The 17,451-nt window shown below is 53.4% G+C and carries 18 protein-coding genes, 1 tRNA gene and 2 pseudogenes; 6 read left to right on the top strand and 15 right to left on the bottom strand.

Annotated elements, in window-relative coordinates; genetic code table 11:
* Positions 1 to 19: 19 nt before the first annotated feature.
* Positions 20 to 2,680, bottom strand: coding sequence for an AsmA-like C-terminal domain-containing protein (locus F8I07_RS03340; protein WP_292655718.1), 2,661 nt, complete (start codon positions 2,678 to 2,680; stop codon positions 20 to 22).
* Here F8I07_RS03340 and mltG point away from each other — a divergent pair.
* Complete coding sequence (gene mltG / locus F8I07_RS03335) at positions 2,652 to 3,611, top strand: endolytic transglycosylase MltG (RefSeq protein WP_292655715.1); 960 nt, start codon at positions 2,652 to 2,654, stop codon at positions 3,609 to 3,611. The genes F8I07_RS03340 and mltG overlap by 29 nt on opposite strands.
* A 169-nt stretch (positions 3,612 to 3,780) precedes the next feature.
* On the opposite strand, the gene F8I07_RS03330 is transcribed toward mltG, so the two are convergent.
* Positions 3,781 to 4,668 (bottom strand): DUF234 domain-containing protein, encoded by an 888-nt coding sequence (locus F8I07_RS03330; RefSeq protein ID WP_292655713.1) that lies wholly within the window; start codon positions 4,666 to 4,668, stop codon positions 3,781 to 3,783.
* A 79-nt stretch (positions 4,669 to 4,747) separates the two neighbouring features.
* Here F8I07_RS03330 and exbB point away from each other — a divergent pair, with 79 nt between their 5' ends.
* From exbB to F8I07_RS03310, 4 genes are all read left to right on the top strand, one after another.
* Complete coding sequence (gene exbB, locus F8I07_RS03325; RefSeq protein WP_292655710.1) at positions 4,748 to 5,194, top strand: TonB-system energizer ExbB; 447 nt, start codon at positions 4,748 to 4,750, stop codon at positions 5,192 to 5,194.
* The gene (locus tag F8I07_RS03320; RefSeq protein WP_292655707.1) at positions 5,191 to 5,568 is read left to right on the top strand and encodes a biopolymer transporter ExbD; all 378 of its coding nucleotides are present in this window, start codon (positions 5,191 to 5,193) and stop codon (positions 5,566 to 5,568) included. Before exbB ends, F8I07_RS03320 begins: the two co-directional genes overlap by 4 nt.
* 16 nt (positions 5,569 to 5,584) lie before the next feature.
* Positions 5,585 to 6,502 carry a radical SAM protein gene (locus F8I07_RS03315; RefSeq protein ID WP_292655704.1) on the top strand — a complete coding sequence of 306 codons (918 nt, stop codon included), beginning with the start codon at positions 5,585 to 5,587 and terminating at the stop codon, positions 6,500 to 6,502.
* A 72-nt stretch (positions 6,503 to 6,574) separates the two neighbouring features.
* Positions 6,575 to 6,649 (top strand) — tRNA-Asn (locus F8I07_RS03310).
* Between the two features lie 123 nt (positions 6,650 to 6,772).
* On the opposite strand, the pseudogene rhuM reads toward F8I07_RS03310, so the two are convergent.
* The 10 genes and pseudogenes from rhuM to F8I07_RS03255 all read right to left on the bottom strand — a co-directional run bounded on the left by rhuM (position 6,773) and on the right by F8I07_RS03255 (position 13,665).
* Positions 6,773 to 7,491 (bottom strand): annotated as a pseudogene (rhuM, locus tag F8I07_RS03305) (RhuM family protein).
* 79 nt (positions 7,492 to 7,570) lie between these two features.
* Positions 7,571 to 7,819 (bottom strand): hypothetical protein, encoded by a 249-nt coding sequence (locus F8I07_RS03300; protein ID WP_292655701.1) that lies wholly within the window; start codon positions 7,817 to 7,819, stop codon positions 7,571 to 7,573.
* Between the two features lie 82 nt (positions 7,820 to 7,901).
* Positions 7,902 to 8,654, bottom strand: a pseudogene (locus F8I07_RS10070) (DUF5677 domain-containing protein).
* A 49-nt stretch (positions 8,655 to 8,703) separates the two neighbouring features.
* Positions 8,704 to 9,207 (bottom strand): hypothetical protein, encoded by a 504-nt coding sequence (locus F8I07_RS03285; protein WP_292655693.1) that lies wholly within the window; start codon positions 9,205 to 9,207, stop codon positions 8,704 to 8,706.
* Entirely contained in the window at positions 9,195 to 9,455 is a 261-nt protein-coding gene (locus tag F8I07_RS03280; protein WP_292655690.1) for a hypothetical protein, read from the bottom strand. The genes F8I07_RS03285 and F8I07_RS03280 overlap by 13 nt, the downstream gene beginning before the upstream one ends.
* A gap of 208 nt (positions 9,456 to 9,663) precedes the next feature.
* Positions 9,664 to 10,377 carry a DNA/RNA nuclease SfsA gene (gene sfsA / locus F8I07_RS03275; protein ID WP_292655687.1) on the bottom strand — a complete coding sequence of 238 codons (714 nt, stop codon included), beginning with the start codon at positions 10,375 to 10,377 and terminating at the stop codon, positions 9,664 to 9,666.
* Entirely contained in the window at positions 10,377 to 11,081 is a 705-nt protein-coding gene (gene cysE / locus F8I07_RS03270; protein WP_292655684.1) for a serine O-acetyltransferase, read from the bottom strand. The genes sfsA and cysE overlap by 1 nt, the downstream gene beginning before the upstream one ends.
* Positions 11,081 to 12,955 carry a biosynthetic arginine decarboxylase gene (speA, locus tag F8I07_RS03265; RefSeq protein WP_292655681.1) on the bottom strand — a complete coding sequence of 625 codons (1,875 nt, stop codon included), beginning with the start codon at positions 12,953 to 12,955 and terminating at the stop codon, positions 11,081 to 11,083. Before speA ends, cysE begins: the two co-directional genes overlap by 1 nt.
* A 49-nt stretch (positions 12,956 to 13,004) precedes the next feature.
* On the bottom strand, positions 13,005 to 13,325 hold the full coding sequence (locus F8I07_RS03260) for a co-chaperone YbbN (protein ID WP_292655680.1): 321 nt from the start codon (positions 13,323 to 13,325) through the stop codon (positions 13,005 to 13,007).
* A 13-nt stretch (positions 13,326 to 13,338) separates the two neighbouring features.
* On the bottom strand, positions 13,339 to 13,665 hold the full coding sequence (locus F8I07_RS03255; protein ID WP_292655677.1) for a hypothetical protein: 327 nt from the start codon (positions 13,663 to 13,665) through the stop codon (positions 13,339 to 13,341).
* Positions 13,666 to 13,817: 152 nt separating this feature from the next.
* On the opposite strand from F8I07_RS03255, the gene F8I07_RS03250 reads away from it, so the two are divergent.
* Complete coding sequence (locus tag F8I07_RS03250) at positions 13,818 to 14,243, top strand: hypothetical protein (protein WP_292655675.1); 426 nt, start codon at positions 13,818 to 13,820, stop codon at positions 14,241 to 14,243.
* A 248-nt stretch (positions 14,244 to 14,491) separates the two neighbouring features.
* Here the strand turns inward: F8I07_RS03250 and F8I07_RS03245 are convergent, their stop codons facing one another.
* Genes F8I07_RS03245 through F8I07_RS03235 form a run of 3 tightly spaced genes read right to left on the bottom strand, consistent with a single transcriptional unit; the run spans position 14,492 to position 17,188 of the window.
* Positions 14,492 to 14,680, bottom strand: a complete 189-nt coding sequence (locus F8I07_RS03245; RefSeq protein WP_292655672.1) for a hypothetical protein — start codon at positions 14,678 to 14,680, stop codon at positions 14,492 to 14,494.
* The gene (locus F8I07_RS03240) at positions 14,649 to 16,058 is read right to left on the bottom strand and encodes an OmpA family protein (RefSeq protein ID WP_292655670.1); all 1,410 of its coding nucleotides are present in this window, start codon (positions 16,056 to 16,058) and stop codon (positions 14,649 to 14,651) included. Before F8I07_RS03240 ends, F8I07_RS03245 begins: the two co-directional genes overlap by 32 nt.
* Positions 16,058 to 17,188, bottom strand: coding sequence for a MotA/TolQ/ExbB proton channel family protein (locus tag F8I07_RS03235; protein WP_292655667.1), 1,131 nt, complete (start codon positions 17,186 to 17,188; stop codon positions 16,058 to 16,060). Before F8I07_RS03235 ends, F8I07_RS03240 begins: the two co-directional genes overlap by 1 nt.
* Between the last annotated feature and the right edge of the window lie 263 nt (positions 17,189 to 17,451).

Genomic DNA, 17,451 nt, shown 5'->3' with positions numbered 1-17,451 from the left:
AGGATCAGAGACTGCCGGTTTAGAAAGCCTGGCTGTTTCCGGTGCTGCTGTTGTTTTCCATTGCCGAAGGCCGTTTGGGCAGTGGTGCGGCCGGAGCAGGCGGCGGTGTGGTCAACATCTCCTCGTCCGGCTTCGGCTCCGAAAGATGGGCGGGAGCGGTCAACGTGCGCCGCAGCAGATCCAGCGGATAGAGCAGCGCCTCTCCCACCGGGTTGGTCTGGATCTTGGGCTTCTGGAGGGTTCCGGTGATTTTGACACCGGCTGTGAGACTCTTATCTTTGCCAAAGAGAATATAGCCAACGACAGGAATAGAGGAAATTGCTTTCCCCACTTCTCGGGCTGTGCGGATCGCCAGCTCTACATTGAGACGACCGTCAGCCAGATTCACGTTCCCCTGCCCGGCGATAGTGGAGGATTTGCCCACCAGCAGGATCCGTCCCAGTTTCAGGCGGTCCCCCTTGAGGGTAAAAAGAATCGTGCCCTGTTTCAGCTCAAATCCTTTGTCACTGAAGCCCGGTGAAGAGAAGCTCATGAGTGCCGGGACTGTATTGATCATCGCAATCAGACTGTTGTAGGCTTTGAAACCGGTCAGGACTCCGCCACGGATCAGAATCTCCCCCGAGTAGCCTTTTTCCGGATCCCCCTCTACATGAAGAGTGTAACGGCCGTTGCGAATTCCGTTGAAATGGATCAGTGCATGCAGCATGCGATCGCCAATCCCCTCGGCCCAGATTTTCAACGCTTTTCCCCGTTTGCTGAGGTTCAGACGGTCCTGTCCCAGTTGACCCACAAAATCGAGGTTTTCACCCCGTTTCCGCAGACGGTAGCTGTCACTGAGCAGCACATAGGGGCCGTATCGGATCAGACTCTTTCTGCCCAGGACGGTCAAAGAGCCGGAGGATTTGCCTCCCTCAATCTTTTTCATCTCGATCTGAAGTTTTTGGGCATCGATGTTTAGTCCCCTGATCTGCAAGACCTTCTCTTTGGAACTGTATTTCAACCGGCCGTCCAGTGCCGAGATCTCCACCTGACCGCCAGGGGTGATGTGCATCACAAAGGGAAAGCGCCTCAACGGACCGCTTCCCAGATAAAACGGGCTTCCCTCCCAGTTCAATCTGCCGCTGATTGTCCATCCCTTTCCTGCCCTCCCCTCTATGGTGATGTCTCCGCCCGAGGCCAGACGCAACATCCCGCGTAGATAGGGCTGCCAGGGGGTGAGATCACGGATATGAAAACGGAGATTGCCTTTGGCATCCACGGTAAGAAGACTCTTGAGGGTCGGAAGTTTCAAGCTCCGTTTTTTCTCATCCCAGGAGATCTCGGCGGGGATCTGTACTTTTTTCATCTGTAGCAGCGGCACAGGGAGTCCCTGCCCCAAGCTCTCGACCAGAAGCCGGAGTTTTCCTCTTCTTCGCTTCAGATCGACACTTCCGTCGATCGATCCCCTGAAAAATCTCTCCCTGATTTTGAAGGAGCGCAGACGCAGACGGCGGCTGGTAAAAGCCAGTTCCCCTCCCCCGATGTGCAGGAGCTTTTTTCGGTATTCCAATATGCCGGGGCTCAGACGGGCGATCCCCCGCAGACGTACCCTGCCCTGCACCAAGGGAATGTCGATAGAGACTTTGGCATCGGCCTTGCCCTCTTTTTGACCTATCAGGACATTGATCCCGTAAGTCTTGAGGATTTTTAGGATCTGCCAATCGACACGGCCCCGATAGCGCAATCGTAGCAACAGTTTCAATCGATGGGGAGCAAAAAGATTCAGCAGTGCGGCGCGGCTTCCGGAGATCGGATGCTTCCCATACCGGGGCTTGTCGAGGAAAAAGTAGAGATTACCTCGCTGCAGCAGAACTCTGGCCGAAGGGGCTTCGATGGGTTTGAGTCGGTCGTGAAAGCGCAGATGAACTTTCCGAAGACGGGCGACTCCCTGCAGTGTCGCCAGATCAGGAACGATCCTCCCCGCTTTCAGATCCAGACGCCCCTGCCCCTGAAGATACTCCAAACGATAACGCTGCGCCGAAAGGCGCTGTAAAAGCCACTCCCGGGCATCGGGACTCAGTTTGACCAATCCCAAAAGGCGATGCAGCGAAGAGGTCGCTTCCGAGTTGATCCAAAAGCTGAAACGATTCCCCAAGCGCTCAATCCGAAAGGCTCCGTTGAGATCCGGGACCCGATAATAACCTGAAGCCCGAAGCTCCCCATTCCGATAGCGATAGTGAAGTTCTCCGGAAAGGGAGACTTTTTTCGAAAGTATCTTCACCTGAGGAAGCTGGATCTCCATGGAATCACCCCGGTCATAGAGCATGCCGGTCACTTCATAGTCTCCTCCTTTGAGACGGAGGATCCTGTCCAGGTAGAGGAGCTGATAGCTGTGACCGTTCACCTGAATCTCTCGCGCTTCAATTGCGTCAAAATAGTGCAGGATATTGTGAAGAAGATTGAGCTCTTTTTTCAGATCCCCCGACGTCTGGTCGGTCCGAGAGACCGGAAGCACCAATCGTTGAATTTTCAGATGGAGCCTCTGATTCAGTTTAAGATATAATTTTTCCGACTGATATCCCATAAGATCGAGCCGATCGATGGAGATACCGTGCCGCAGTGCCGCCCAAAGGGCCAGGAGTAGCAGCAGAGGAAAAAGAAGGAGGAGTAGAATGCGCTGGATCGACCGTCTGGAGACCATAGTGCTCTTTGTGCTCCTCTCGTTTCTCTACTATCTTACGCTGCCGGTCCATCCACCCAAAAATCTCCATTTGACCGACGCTTCTATCGATTCTATTATAGCAAAGCTCCAACAGAAAAAGGTGGATGTCGGCCCCATCGACGCCTGGCTCCTTCACACGATCGGCACACCGCAAAAGGGGTGGATCTATCTGGGTAAAACCCGGATGAACCGGTTGGAATTCTTAGACAAAATCAGCTCGCCAGACAGCCGCTTCAAACCCGTCACACTAATCCCCGGTGAGACGACTCTCATCTTCCTCGATCAGCTGGCAAAATCTCTGGATCGCAATGCCACAAAGCTCCGGCAGGCCTTTGAGAGCCTCAGTCCCTATCACGAAGCGGGAATCCTGGCCGAAAGCTACAATGTCCCTCTACGGTACGACGAGAGACATATCATCAACTATCTGGTAAATCTGACGGAACAGCGTTACCGTCGATTGGCAGATGAAGCCGGTATCCCCTACAATCCGAAAAAGTGGCGGGAGATCCTCACCGTCGCCTCCATCATCCAGAAAGAGGCCGCCAACCGCCGGGAAATGCCGATTGTCGCCTCGGTGATCTACAATCGACTCAGAAAAAAAATGCGCCTCCAGATGGACGGCACCCTCAACTACGGTCGCTACTCCCACGTGCGGGTCACCCCCGAGCGCATCCGCGACGACAACAGCACCTACAACACCTACCGCCACCGGGGGCTTCCCGCTGCCCCGGTCTGCAACGTCTCCGCCGCCGCCATCCGCGCCGCCCTGCATCCCGCCAAGACCGATTACCTCTACTTCTTCCGCAATGACAAGGGAACCCACGATTTTTTCAAGACTTACAAAGCCCACCTCAAAGAGGTGCACAAGAAACGACGGGAGCTGAAGAAAGAGAAGAAGACCGGTCATTAGTCCTTGGTCATTAGAAAACACATCAGTGAAAATTCACTCAATATACACCTGCTGTACATGGGACAATCAAACAGACGCCAGTCCTTCGCGTTTTCTTTTTCTTTGCTTCGTTTCCTTTTGCTTTGTCGCGAAACAAAGAAAAAGAAATGAAGGGAATGCCCGTGATTCCTCACTTCTCCAAAAGCACCTCAAAATCTTTCAGCTCGAAAAGCAGCAGATCCTTCTCCTGCCGCTGCCCAAGCTCCCGGGAGAAGCCGCTGCGGGAAAAGAGGGCGAAACAATCGGCCCGGATTCCGGAGGTTGCGGCCTTCTCCCGAAGTTTTTTCAACTCCCCCGCACTCACCGGACGGCCGGTATATTTACACTCCCCCAGGATCAGGTGCCCCTTCCGCGTGTGGGCCAGCAGATCAAATTCGCTGTGCCGGTCCCAGTAGCTCCCCTTACTCAGCAGCGGATCCTGCCGGCGGGCAAAATGGAGCTCCAGCAAATCGTTGGAGAGCTGCTCAAAAACCAGAGAAAAAGCCCGCTCCCGATGCTGCCGATAGTTCTCCATAAACAATGCGGGCTCTCCCCGCTGCAGTTCCCGGCGAAACGGTTCGACGAAACCGAACCAGAAGCGATCGAAAGGATGGCAAAAGCGGACCCTACCCTGGATCCGATAACGGCGAAGCTCTTTGCGGATCGGCCGGCCGGGCTGGGGCCGCAGGGGCGCTTCCCGGCTCTCCTCCAGTCGCAGGACCCCCCGCCGCACCATCTCGTCCAGCAACGCACCTCCCACGCTCTCACTCAAATGCGCCCGCCGAAAGACCCCGTGCATCTTGCCGTCCCCTCTCGCCACGGCTGTCAGCAGACGTCGATAGGGATCCTCGCTCAAATAGGCCGGTTCCACCCACTGAGAACTCATTTCGAACTCTTCGGCAAAGATCCGCTCCACACTCTGCTCCAGATCTTCGAAAAAGTCAAAATGCACCTTCTCCTCTACCCCGCCGAATATCGAAAAATACTCCAGAAGCGGCTGCATGGGCAGATAGGGAAAACGGCGGTGGAATCGGCACAAAAGCTGACGGATCAGAACCTCCTTGGGATCGGCTACTCTCCGGATTATACGATATAATTTCGGAAAAAAGGAACGCCACGTGCCCGTCGAAACCCTCAAAAATATCGTCGATTACGGCATCATCGGCATCCTACTCCTCATGAGTGTCGCTACGTTCGCCTACGCTATCGAGCGGTTCCTTTTCTTCCGCCGGATCGACCTGGCCCAATATCCCAACCGTAAAATGCTGGAACTGGACCTGGGACGCCATCTGGGACCCCTGGCCACCATCGGCTCCAGTGCCCCCTATATCGGCCTGCTGGGGACCGTTATCGCCATCATCCTCACCTTTTATGTCATCGGCGAGCAGAAAACCGCCATCGACACCGGGGAGATCATGAAAAACCTCGCTCTGGCCCTCAAAGCCACCGCCGCCGGTCTCATTGTCGCCATCCCCGCCTCGATCTTCTACAATGTCCTGATGGACCGGGTCGATCGTCTCCTCACCCGCTGGGAGATCCTCAACCAGAGCGACGGGGACCGATGAGACGACGCCGTTTTACCGAAATCAATGTCGTTCCCTTCATCGACATCGTCCTGGTGTTGCTGGTCATCGTCCTGGCCACCGCCACCTTCGTCATCAAAAACGAGCTCCCCGTCGATCTGCCCCAATCGGGTAGCCAGGCCAAGATCCCACCCAAAAGCATCTCCATCACCATCGACAAGACGGGGCACTACTTTTTCGAGAAGCGTCCCGTCACCCTGGAGGAGCTCAAAACACACCTCGGCAAACTCGATCCCGTCAAGGATCTTGTCACTCTCAATGCCGATCAAAAAAGCCAATTTCAGAAATTCGTCACCGTCATCGATATCCTGAAACGCAAGGGCTTCAAAAAGATCTCCATCGTCACCGCCCAATAAACCCAAGGAGTCTCCTGTGAATGACATCATCTTCGGACCCGTCGCCTCCCGCCGCTTCGGCAAATCCCTCGGCATCGACCTGAGCCCCGGCCGTAAACAGTGCAATTTCGACTGTGTCTATTGCGAACTCAAGCCGGCGAAACCGATGGATCACTATGCGGAGGCGCTTCCTGTCGAGACGATCCTCTCCGCTGTCAAAGCGGGACTGAAGGAGCACCCCGACATCGACGTCCTCACCGTCACCGCCAACGGCGAACCGACCCTCTATCCCCATCTGGCGGAGCTGGTGGAGGGCTTGGAGGCGATCCGGGGCACAACCCGTCTGCTGATTCTGAGCAACGCCTCCACGATTCACCGCCCCGAGATCCGCCGCATCCTGCAACGCTTCGATACGGTCAAGCTCTCGCTGGACTGTGCCACGCCCCGCTGCTTCAGACGGATCGACCGCCCCGCCGACTCCGTGGATCTGGAAGCGATCAAAGAAGGAATGCTGGCCTTCCGTCAGGAGTACCGCGGCGCCCTGATCGTCGAGATCCTCGTGGTGGAGGGGATCAACGACAAGCCCGCCGAGATCGAAGCTCTCAATGCCTACCTGCGCCGGCTCCGTCCCGACCGTATCGATCTGGGAAGCATCGACCGCCCTCCCGCCTACCGGGTCGCTCCGGTCTCCTATGAGAAGCTCCGAGAGCTTTCGCTGCTCTTCGACCCCGCTCTCAGCGTTCACATCGCCAGCCGACGGGACATCACAGAGATTACCCCCTCCGCCTACTCCGACGAAGAGATCCTCCACACCCTCGCCAAGCGTCCCCTCACCGCCGAAGATGTGGCGATTCTCTTCGATGAACCCAGTCAAAAGCGCCTCCAAACCCTTCAGCGCAAAGGCCAAATCGACATCCGGGAAAACCACGGAGTGAAATTTTTCATTCCTGCCTGAAAAACTATTGACATAGCAGGAGTTTTTTATTATAATCCCACTCACATTTCAGCGATGGAATGTCTCTTCTATTCCGGATTAGCTCAGCGGTAGAGTAGGTGACTGTTAATCACTTGGTCGCTGGTTCGAATCCAGCATCCGGAGCCACTTCTATAAACTTCCAAAAATTATTATTTTCGTTAGGCTTAGTATAAATTTCAGAGAATCTGTTTACATTCCGGCAGTTTCGACAACAAAATTCACTTCAACCCATTGTATCCTCCACATCCTTCAGCATTGTCGCTTTGACAAACCCCACCTCACTCTCCAACGCCTCAAAATGCGCTTTGCCGCAGTGGATCTTGGCCTGTTCCGTAGGATATGGTTTTTGGCTACGGTCACATCGCTTTGCAATATTTTGCCGTCCGGTGCGTTTTTCCAGGTCGTCAGACCCATGTTGGGTTTGTTTTTGTCCGCCCGGGAGTGGATGATCTCCGGAGCCGTCATGCCGGTAATGGCAAATTCCAGCTTGTTCTGGACCGTTTTGAAAAAGTTGCGGGTAATCTCCGACTGTGGATCATATCGACGCTGCACTCTTTGTATATGTCGGTGATCTTTTGGTAAAAGCGTCGTTCGCTGGCGCGGATTTCCCGTATCTTCTCCAGAAGCTCGTCAAAGTAGTCCTCGCCAAAATGCGTACCGTTTTTGAGCCGCTCGTCATCGAGGATGAAACCTTTGATAATGAACTCTTTGAGGGTTTTCGTCGCCCAGATGCGAAACTGGGTTGCCTGGAGGGAATTGACCCGATAGCCTACGGAGATGATGGCATCGAGATTGTAAAAGGTCTGCCACCGGGCCACCTCTCTATTGCCCTCTTTCTGAACTATTCGAATTTTTCGAATAGTTGCCTCTTCATCGAGTTCACCGGATTTATATATCTCTTTGAGGTGGTAGTTGACAGTGTTGGTCCCAACTCCAAAAGCTCTCCCATTTTCTTTTGTGTCAGCCATAAAGTTTCATCCTGGAAGTGGACTTCGAGTCTGATCTCCTGGATGGGAGTGGTGTAAAATATGATAGTATTTGAATTGTTCATCTTATAGCAACCTTCGTAACTGTTTGTGTTTTGTCGAGTTGAACTGCACGGAATTTCCGAATAGATGCTTCCAGATGAAGCTCCTCTGCATCAAGAATGTTCTTGATATACTCGCTGATGGTGGATTCGGATTTGTTGTAAAGCTCTGAGGTCTGCTTCTGCCTGAACAATGTGGTTTCGTCATCCAGGATGACTTCGAGTTTGGATTGGTCGGTTTCGGTGCTGTAAATGATGATGTAGGACATCTATTTTTATTTCCAAATAATTTATGTTAATCTCATCAATTTTTCCATTGCACAATGAAGGTTATAAATTACACATCCTTGCTTAAACTTCATCCCGACTTTCCTTATCTGCTGTTTCATACACATGTTCAATATTTTCCAGATACCAGTCCATAGGTAATGGTCTTTCAAACGAAAGATTGAATTTTTTATCAAAAACTTCAAAAGACTTACTCAAGTATTTTGAAGATCTAAAAACATAATCTTCACTCAATGGCAATCTTGGAATAGTCGGAACTTTGTGATATTTATGCAAAGGATTTTGACATATTTTCAAATTATATATACTAATATGTTGCCACATATTATGTGAAACAGCACTAAATGGTTCATATGCAAACTTATATATTTCATCACAATTGGATTCGATTGCCATTTTTCTCGTGTTTTTTCCGGACCAGCTACCTAAATCTACTTCAGTTTAAAACGCATATTTCTGAGTTTCTAGCCACTTCTCTTTAATCCTTATTAGCTCTTCCAAGTCCTCATTTTCATCTGACTCATTTTTTAAATGATCTATAAGTTTCTTTTCCTGACCTAATCCATAGTTGATATATTGCTTCGCTCTTGTTTTAAAATCCTCTACCATTATCCAAGCCAATGTAATATGTGCATCAGTCATTGATCTAAGAATTAAAGGCGCAATATGCCCATTCCAAATCCCAGGATTTTCCGCCAACTGAATAGTGAGAGTAGCTTGTCTTGCCAACAAGCCTCCAATCACTTCATAAACTTCAGAATCAAACAATTCAAGTGGTATCTTATCCCATCTTTCATTCAAAGATTCCCGAACCATTTCACAATATGATGACATAAAGTCAGTTATTTTTTGGCTGTATTCCTGATCAGTCATAGATTACCCCATCAAACTCACATTTATCCAACCGATAGCTCTGATTCCAAAAGGATTTTGCCCAAGTAGAATCATAATTGCCTGTATATTCAAGCATCATGAATTCAGTTTTTAGATGATTTCTAATATGAGCTGCTGCCCTATTCGCCTCCTCAGATTCTTGGTTTTCAATTAATGCATTCAGATCTGGTGGTTCAATATGTGACGGATAATGTATTTTTCCATCTCGAGCCTCCACATAAAATACATTTGCCATAGCAAGGATGCTAGCACTTTGAAATCTATCAAAATGATTTCCAATACATTTTTTAAGTCTATTTAATAGTATATGCTCTTCATCTTTTAAATAATCAATCTCTTTAATTAGGAAGGAAAAGGGGGATCTTTTGTAAAAATGAATAAGAGGAGAAAGCAAGTCACTAATTTCTAAATAAACTCCGCCATCTATTAATTTTTTAATAATTTTTTTCTTTTCAACATCAGTTAATTTATACAAATTGCTAGCAATGGAAAAATTAAAGTATTCTTTTCCCCCCTTGATTCTTTTACAAAACTGACAAATCTATAAACAAGTTCTATTCCGCGCTTTAGACCAATTTTCTCATGTATTAATCCTATCCAAATTATTTCTGGAAGTATTTCTTTAGTATAATCTCCTTCGCGTAGAGGAATATTACTTGATTTCAAGGGCGGAACAAGTCTTTTCCCAATCTTACTATGATCTTGTAGAATTTTCTTTTTCATATCAAATGAATACTTTCTCTATTTTCACTACACACTCTTCACATCCTCAATCCCAGCCTGCTTGAGTATCTGCATATCGTTTGTTTTGACCTCTGCATCTTTGAACCCGCCGTCGCGGAAAACCACCCGCATCGGTTCGTAGGTCTCGTACCGCTCTTTGAGTTTAGCAAACTTTCCCCTCAAACCCCCAAGGCATGGCAAAGTGTCATCATATCCCGCAAAGCCCAAGCTCCCCGTCATAGACCACCCGCAATGCCTCATCGATGCGCACGTGAAAGCCATGATACTCCACACCATTGTCCAACGCTTCGTAAAAGGTGTGGCGAAACTCGGGGTCACGCTCGGGATGGGGGGCGAAGCAGCGGCAGGGGCGCAGGGCCATGATGAGGATCGCGGCACCGTGGCCGGCGGCTCGGGCGGCGATGAGTTCGCGGAGGTGGCGGGTGCCGCGGACGGTGGGGGCGTTGGGAAAGAGGCAGGTATTTTCCCGCACCAGAGAGCAGCCCTTGAGCTCCACATAGGTATCGTCAGCCAGGTAGTCCAGGCGGCTGGCGCCTAAGGGGACCTCCTGCTTGAGCGTGCGGGGGATGAAGCCCAGGACCCCCTGTTCGATGGCGCGGCGGGCGATGACCGGGTGCAGGCGGGTGTTGATGAGGACCCAACCCTCCTCCATCTGAGCGGCGACGAGGGTATAGTCGGTTTTCATTCCGGGGGAATTGGGGTGAAGGAGCAGCGGCCGTTCCGGGGTGAGGATCTCTTCCAGACGTCCCGTGTCGGCCACATGCACCCTCACCTGCTTTCCCTTCACCTCCGCCAGGGCGACGAAACGGTTGGGACGGTGCAGGAAGATCCCCTCCTCCAGCTCCTCCAACTCCTTCAGATCAAAAAGAGGCGTTCCGGGCTCCGGTCCGACAAAAGACATCAGCGTTTCATGGCTTCAATGAAGTTCTTGTAGACTTCATCGAGTTCGTGATCGGCCTTTTCCATGGTCTCCAGATCCCCGCTCTTGAGCGTATGCTCCAAAACGGCGATCCGCTTGAGAAGATATTCGAAGACCTCTTTGTTGACGTCCGGCATGACGTTGTGGCTCAGCGGCTTGCGTTCGTCGACCCGCTGGGCAACCCGGGCCGGAACCCCTACGGCGGTACAGCCGGGAGGGACATCCCGGATCACTACCGAGTTGGCGCCGATTTTGCTGTCACGACCGATGGTGATATTCCCCAGGACCTTGGCCCCGGCGCCGATAATCACATTGTCCTCTACCGTCGGGTGGCGTTTGCCCCGGGAGAGGCTCACACCTCCCAGGGTCACCTGCTGATAGATCAGGACGTCATTGCCGACGATGGCCGTCTCACCGATGACCACCCCCGTGGCGTGATCGATAAAGACCCGCCGCCCGATCTGCGCGCCCGGGTGGATATCCACCGCCGTGAGAAACTGCCCCACTGCCGAGACGAATCGCGCAAGCCGTCGAAAATTGCGCCGATAGAGGCCGTGGCTGATCCGGTAGAAAAAGAGGGCCCAGACCCCCGGATAGTTGAAAAAGAGTTCACAGTTGCTTCGCAGGGCCGGGTCGTTTCTTTTGACCGTGGCGAAATCTTCTCGGATGAGTTGCCAGACTCCCATTATTCGGCTCCTATACGTGACTGAATCGTCTTGAGATAGCTGTTTTCGCTCAGGTAGAGATAGAGTTTGCCCAGTAGATCCCGTTTCTCTGACTCATCGATCAGTTCCGAATCTTCGATCAGGGTTTTGAGGGACTTGTCCATCTGACCGATATCGTAATCAAGGTCCTCCAGGACATCCATCAGATTCTGAGCTTCGATGATATGGCGCACCTCCCACTCCCCCTCCTCGTCGAATTCGATCACCGCCTCCGTCGGATGGGTGAAGAGGTTGTGCCGCATCCCCAGGACCTCCTGATAGGCTCCGGTGAGGAAGATCCCCAGAAAGTACTCCTCCTCTTCCACATCGATGTCGTGAAGCAGCAGCGGCTGCTCCGGATCGAAGGGAATCTCCCCGTCGCTGTCACAGGTGATATCCCAGAGGCTCGCCGGACGGCTGGGGCGCTGGTCCAGACGGTGGATCGGCATGATGGGAAAGTGCTGTCCCAGGCCCCAGAAATCGGGTAACGACTGAAAAATGGAGAAGTTGACCAGATACTTCTCCTGGATCCGACTCTGGAGCCGTTTGAGCTCGTCGGTATCCTCCCGGTCCAGCAACAAAATCGCCTTTTTGACGATCAGATTGACCAGAATCTCCGCATTGGAACGATCCTCCAGGTCGATATACCCCAGGTCGAAGAGGGTCAGCAGGCTCTCCATATGGTCCAGGGCGTCGTGGAGATACTCCCGGGCGTTGGTGCGCTTGAGGGCCCGGTAGAGATCATAGAGTTCCTGAACCAGGGGCGGGTTCTGCCCCTCGGGTTTGAGGCGCAGGCTCCGTTCGTGATACTCCTGGCTGAAGAGCTCCAGCACCGGCGCGATGAGCACCGCGTGGGGCGCGGCGATGAAACGCCCCGATTCGGTGAAGATATCGGGCTCTTCGACCCCCTTCTGCCGGGCGATCTCCTGCATGGCAAAGACCACGTCATTGGCAAACTCCCGGATGGAGTAGTTGCGGTTGGCATTGGGCTGGTGCTGGCTGTACTCCACCGCCAGGCCCCCGCCGATATTGATGGCCCGCAGGTTATCAGCCCCTCGGCGCTTGAGCTCGGCGTAGATATTGCCTGCTTCACGCAGCGCCTTTTTGAGGGGACCGATCTCGCCCATCTGGGAGCCGATGTGGAAGTGGATCATCGCCAGATTGCCGATGAGCTTCGCTTCCCTGAGCATCTCGTAGGCCTCCAGCAGCTCCGTGGAGGTCAGGCCGAATTTGGAGCTGTAGCCGCCGCTTTTGGCCCAGAGACCGATACCGGAGCTGTGAAGGCGGATCCGCATGCCGATTTTGGGGGCGACGGGATCGGGGCTGTCGGCGTTGCACTCCCGGTGAACCTCCAGGATGGTCTTGAGCTCATTGATCCCCTCGATGGTGACGGTGATGTTGTGACCGCTTTTGGCGGCGATGAAGGCCAAAGCGATCATCTCCTTGTCTTTGAAACCGTTGACGGTGATAGGGGCCCCCGGCGGGGTCTTGGCCATGGCGATGATCAGCTCGGCTTTGCTCCCGGCCTCCAAACCGTAGTGGCGGCGGCGGGAGACTTCGATAAGCGATTCGACGAAATTGGGATACTGATTGACTTTGAGAGGAAAAACCGCATGGAATCTGCCCTGGTATTTGAACTCCCTGCGGGCCCGCTCAAAGGCGGAAAAGAGGGTATCGATCTGTTTACGGATCAGATGGGGGAAACGCAGCAGCAGCGGTCCCTTGTAGCCCTGCTCCCGGATCTGGCGGGTGATCTCCGTCAGGGAGGGGCGCATCCCGTAATTGAGATGGATCGTCTCCCCTTCAATGATATAGTTGTCATCCCCCCAGATCGAGAGGCCGTAATCTTTTTTCATAGCATCCTCAGTTTATATATTTTCTAATATTAGTCAGAGTGTCGGGGAGTTATTCACCGGTCATGATGCTGTAGGGACGCTGGAGCTTTTCGACCAGTGCGTGCAAGCTGACCGCCCTCCCCTCACGGGCGAACTCTCTGCCGGCCAGGAAGACGATCATCGTGGGGACCGAAAAGACCTGAAAATGGGCCGAGATCTCCGGATGCTCGTGGGCATCGAGATAGAGCTGCTCGATGAGGGGGAAATGGGTCGAAAAGGCTTCCCGAAACTTGGGACGCAACGCGTGGCAGACATTGCAGTTCTCACCGGAAAAATAGAGCAAGACACCGGGCTTCTCTTGGATAATTTTCTGTACTTCTTCCAGGGTCATGGGCTTTCTCGTTTCAGGCAGGGATAAAGAGGGAAAAACGCTGAATCTCTTCTCTCCCCAGTACCTGCAGCAGATCGCTGCCGTCGAGGTAGAGGTAGCGGCAGAGTCCCCGATGGAGATGACGGTAATCCTCCCGATGGTCGATAGCGTAGAATTCCCGCTCCAAATTCTCAAGCAGCAGCAGATTTCGGCGACAGCGCATCCGCTGCAGACGGTTGAGACTGCGGGTCTGCTCCAGTCGGCTGCGCAGTCGTCGCGTCCGTGAGAAAAAATCCCTCAATTGGAAGTGCAAATCCTGTTCCGCGGGAAAGCGGTCCGCGAGATAGACGATTCGCTGCATGGATCCCTCCTGCATTTTTGACTCTATTCTACTACACTCCCCCTGAATGAAGGCGCGGAGAGAGCCCCGGAGAGAAAAGAGTTATAATTCTATCCTATAAATTCCATTCAACGGGGTGATGTGTGAACCGGACAAGAAGAGAAAGAAGCACTTTGGAACGGATCCGATTTGGCGTATGGAGTCTTGCCACGGCCCTCCTGCTGTCAGGGTGCGGTGAGCATCCCCTCGTCACCCTCTACGATCACAACCTCACTCACACCCCAATCCCCTGTCTGGCTCTACAGGTCTCTCCTCCCGATCCAACGGCCCGAAAAACCATCACCGCACTCTACCCCTTCAAGGCTCAATGCCCCTACACTCTGATCCTCACCACCAAAGAGGAGATCGTCTGCCACTCCTTCGGCAACGCTCCCAAGAAAGCCACCAGCGATTTTCCCAGTGCCTATCTGCGGATGGAGCTACATAGGGGAATGGATCTGCTCTACAGCTACTACGTCGATCTGACCCATGCACCGGAAGCTTCCGACATCCGTCATGCCTTTGAACGGTTGCAAAAGGATCTGCATCTGCAACAGTAATTAAGTGTTCTGAAAAACAACCGTCATTCCGGGCTTGACCCGGAATCCAGGGCTTTGAATACCCATTAAACCGTGGGTCCTGAATTAAGTTCAGGATGACGCAAGCGCAACTCTTAGGTTTTTCCTCTCGTTCCCACCATCCTGGTGGGAATGCATATCCCGATGTAGAAGATTCATCAAAGGTTAATCACTCTCGTAAGCGTTCCCACCGAGGACGGATGGGAACGAAAAGAGTTCTTCACTCTTTCTCAGCTCCCGAAAAGGAGGCGCCACCATCGACGCAGAATTCCGGGGCGTTCTTTATGAACCTTTGGCGGAGGGGTGGGATGGGTCATCCGCCCCTGCCCCTCCATCTCCCGCAGCTGCCGTTCCAGCTTCCGCACCGCCTCCCTGAGACGGATCGGTTCAAAAGAGCTGACGCTGGGTCTTTCCCGCATCGAGGATCCTTTCGATCTCATACATCGCATCCCGGTTTTTGAGGGTGAATTTGATCTCGATCCGCCGGGAAGCCTCTTTGTCCTCTTTGCCGTGGCGGATGATCCGGTCCATGTAGGCCCGTCCGCTGGCGACCAGGTACTTTTTGAGGTGGTATTTCTGGGAGATGGGGAGGCTCAGCAGATACTTCATGACCGCGAGGGCCCGTTTCTGGGAGAGTTCCAGGTTGTAGAGATAGCCGCCGTCGCTGTCGGTATGCCCTTCGATGATGATCCGGTCCAGATGGGGACGGATGGCCCGATTGCTCATCAAGGCGGCGATGTACTTCTCAAAGGTATCCTTGAGCTCCGCCTTGGCCTCCTCTTTGAGCTCGGCACTCCCTTTGTCGAAGAGAATGTTGGAGGAGAGCCGCAGGGCACCGGTCTTTTTGTCGATGGCGATCCGGTGGCCCAAGGTCTCTTTGAGCGCCGCGATGACTTTGAGACGAATACCGGTCAACGATTTGATCTGGGCTCGCTGCTTCTGCAGACGCGCCACCAGATTGTCGTAGCGGGTCTTCTGTTTGTCCAGGGCCTCCAGCAGATGGGTCAGGTTCTCGTCTTTGAGCTTCAGTTCATCCTGTACCCGGGTAAGTTTGCCGGAGAGGACGATCACCTTGTTGACATACTCCTGGAGTTTCTTCTGCTTCTGCTCCAGGGTCGTGTTGCTCTCCTGCTCCAGGTTCTGGAGGATCACCACTTTTTTGTTGAGCTCGTCGATCTTGGCGTTGCGGGCCAGGAGAAGCTGGTTGAGGCGTTCGAGCTCCTTCTCTTTGAGGCGCAAGTCTTTGGAACTGAGGGTGATCAGGTTCTCTTTTTCACGGAGTTTTTTATCCAGGGTTGCCAACTCTTTTCGGCTGGCGGCGAGGGAGCTGTTGATCTCCCGGACCTGTGCGGTCAGCACTTGGTTGCCGCTGCGCTCCCGATCGAGCTGGAGCTTCAGCTCCTGAAGGAGGAGATGGAGTTTGCGCACCTCTTCGGCCTGGAGTCGGATCTTCTCCTCGGCGGCGGCGATATGCTCTTTCTGCCGAGCGATGACGTTTTGCTGGCTTTTGATCTGCGCTTTGCCCGAGGCGATCTTCGCTTCTCGCTCCTGCAGACTGCGCCGCATCTGTGCCAGCTTGGCCCGGCTCTTTTTCAGATCGGCTTCCCGGTGCTGCAACTCCACTCTAGCCTGCTCCAGCCGCTTCTCCTTTTCGTGGAGATTCTCCCGCATCAGCACCGATTTGGAGACGATGGCCCCGATGAGGAGGATAAAGACAAAGAGCAGCCCGGCCATCAGGTCGGCATAGGAGATCCAGAAGTTCTGGCTCTCTTCGGGGCGGCGGTCTCTTCGGAACATCAGCGCTCTCCGTCGGGACCGGTCTCCTCAGGCTCCCGTGCAGCATGGCGTGTCTGCCGGCGGATCCGCTCCTGCTCCCGGGCGATCAGCTCCGTCATCCGTCCAAGTCGCTCCACGGCAGAGGCCAGCTCGAAATCGACCTTCTCCAGGGTCCGTTCCACGCTCTCATCGAAATGCTCCAGCCCCGCTTCCAGCTTCTCGGAGGTCTGAACGAAACGCTCCATGTTCCGGCGCATCGCCTCCTCCGCCCGCAGGCTCTCCCGGCGGTCTTCCAGCCGCTCCAGCGTCTGGCGCAGATCCCGGGAACTCTCCTGCATCTTCTCCGCCAGCAGGGCGAAGCTGCGGCTGGTATCTTCGACGATCTTCTGGTAGTTGCGCATATACTGGGCGTTCATATCCTTGATGAAGTCCAGATTGAAGGTCTCCTGGAGCGTGCGGATGATCTTCTGGTCCTTGAGCTCGCTCTCCATATGCTCGTGCTTGACCAGTTCGCTCCGGCTCCAGATCCGGCTGTTGTAGAGTGCCTCCAGCGCCAGAACCTCCCGCTCGATCCTCGCCAGCCCCCGCCGCTCGAAAAAGATCCACCACAGCGAAAGGAAAATCCCGTAGATCGAGGCGTAGAAGGCGGTTCCGATCCCCGCCAGAAGCAAGGAGATCTGCCGGTCGAGCTTTTCACTGCTCTGCACTGTGAAATCGGGCATCGAGAGGGCGATGGCCAGGAAGGTCCCCAGGATTCCCAGCATCGGGAAGATCGAAGCGGCGACCCGGGCATAGTTGTCGTCCCGGACATCCTTGAAGTAGTCGTCGACAAACTCCCGGACCGTCAGAGTCGATTTGGTCTTGCCCATGATGGTCAGAGCGTTCTTTTTGAGCCCCTCCTGCAACGCCTCCTCCATGAGGGCGAAGTTTTTGGAGATCCGACAGGCGGCGTAGCTGGCGTTGTGGGGGATGAAGAAGAGAAAGACAACGAAGATGAAAGCGACGGTGATCAGCGTATTGAGCCCGATATCGTAGGGCAGATACCCCAGAAAGCTCGCCGCCAGAGCCGCGACAAAAAGAAAAGGGACCGAGACGATCGTCAAAAAGACACCGGGGCAGCTGCCCCCTTTGTGGGTGAGACCTTCAGCCATGAGCATTTCCTCCATCTAATTTAATCTCTGGGCTCAATCGCGATTTCGGCCATTATAACAGAAAGGAATAACCCGATTTGTTTCTTCGTCAATTTTGAATATAATGCCTCCAAAAAAGGTTCGACAATGCTTCCTGACATTCTGATCAAAAAGTCAACGACCAAGAATGGCAAAACGGTTCGTCACCTACGCTGGTGGGTCTCGATGATTATGGCCATGGCCCTGGCCGCCGGGACCTGGAACCCCACCGGACACCATTTCAT

Source organism: Nitratifractor sp., assembly GCF_015487065.1.
GTDB lineage: Bacteria > Campylobacterota > Campylobacteria > Campylobacterales > Sulfurovaceae > Nitratifractor.
This window is presented reverse-complemented; position numbering and strand designations above follow the sequence as displayed.